The sequence below is a fragment of the Micromonospora inaquosa genome, assembly GCF_003857055.1.
Taxonomy (GTDB): Bacteria; Actinomycetota; Actinomycetes; order Mycobacteriales; family Micromonosporaceae; genus Micromonospora; species Micromonospora inaquosa.
In genome coordinates, this window is record NZ_QGSZ01000390.1 from 1 (window position 1) to 797 (window position 797).

At 63.2% G+C, this 797-nt stretch carries 1 protein-coding gene and 1 pseudogene; one reads left to right on the forward strand and one right to left on the reverse strand.

Annotated elements, in window-relative coordinates; translation table 11 throughout:
- Positions 1-229: 229 nt before the first annotated feature.
- Positions 230-421, forward strand: coding sequence for a DUF397 domain-containing protein (locus DLJ59_RS34755; protein WP_124778346.1), 192 nt, complete (start codon positions 230-232; stop codon positions 419-421).
- A 187-nt stretch (positions 422-608) separates the two neighbouring features.
- On the opposite strand, the pseudogene DLJ59_RS34760 reads toward DLJ59_RS34755, so the two are convergent.
- Positions 609-797, reverse strand: a pseudogene (locus DLJ59_RS34760) (IS4 family transposase); the annotation flags it as partial.

Here is a 797-nt window from a genome sequence, read left to right on the forward strand (position 1 = left end):
GATCACGGGCCACCCGCACGACGTCATCGCGGAACTCACGGGGGTAGGGCTTAGGCACAGCAACATCCTTCCAGCCCGCCACCAAGGCAAGCCATCTCAGATGTCACCTATCGGTGCAGCAGACCCGTGGTGTTCAACAGTCTGCGCGCTGCGGCCATGTCACCTACTGACTCGGCCGCCATGATCGAGGAGATCCGGAGCGCGAGGCGCGAGGCGTAGGAGACGTGCGGTGGACTCGCAGTGGCGCAAGAGCACCCGCAGCGGCAGCAACGGTGCCTGCGTCGAGGCCAGGTACGTCGATCAAACCGTCGAGGTCCGCGACAGCAAGGATCCAGCAGGTCCAAGATTGCACTTCGACGGGACAGCCTGGCTGGGTTTGCTCGCTGAGCTGAAGAGCCGGGCGACTAGCTCGATTGCCTGAGTATCGAAGGTCAACAACCCAGGCCGCTTGGGCCCCGCACCAACTGGATGCATTCCGCTAGCTCTGACACCGTCTGCGCAGACTTCCTTTGCGGTGACAAAGCGGCACGGGGCCCTGGCCTGCTTAGGCAGGCCAGGGCCCCGTCAACTAGTCCCAACGCCGTTCAGTTAGGGCTGGGCGGTGGGTGTCAAGGGTCGGTGGTGATGATGTCGATGCTGGTGGTGGCTTTGTAGGTCTGTCGGTTGATGGTGGGGCCGCGGGCTTGGTATTTGCTGTTGGAGCGTTTGATCATGCGGGACTTGACGCGGATGCGGCGGTCGGGCAGTAGGTGGTTCAGGACGTGGGTGCCGATGACGCCGACGAGGTCGATGACGGT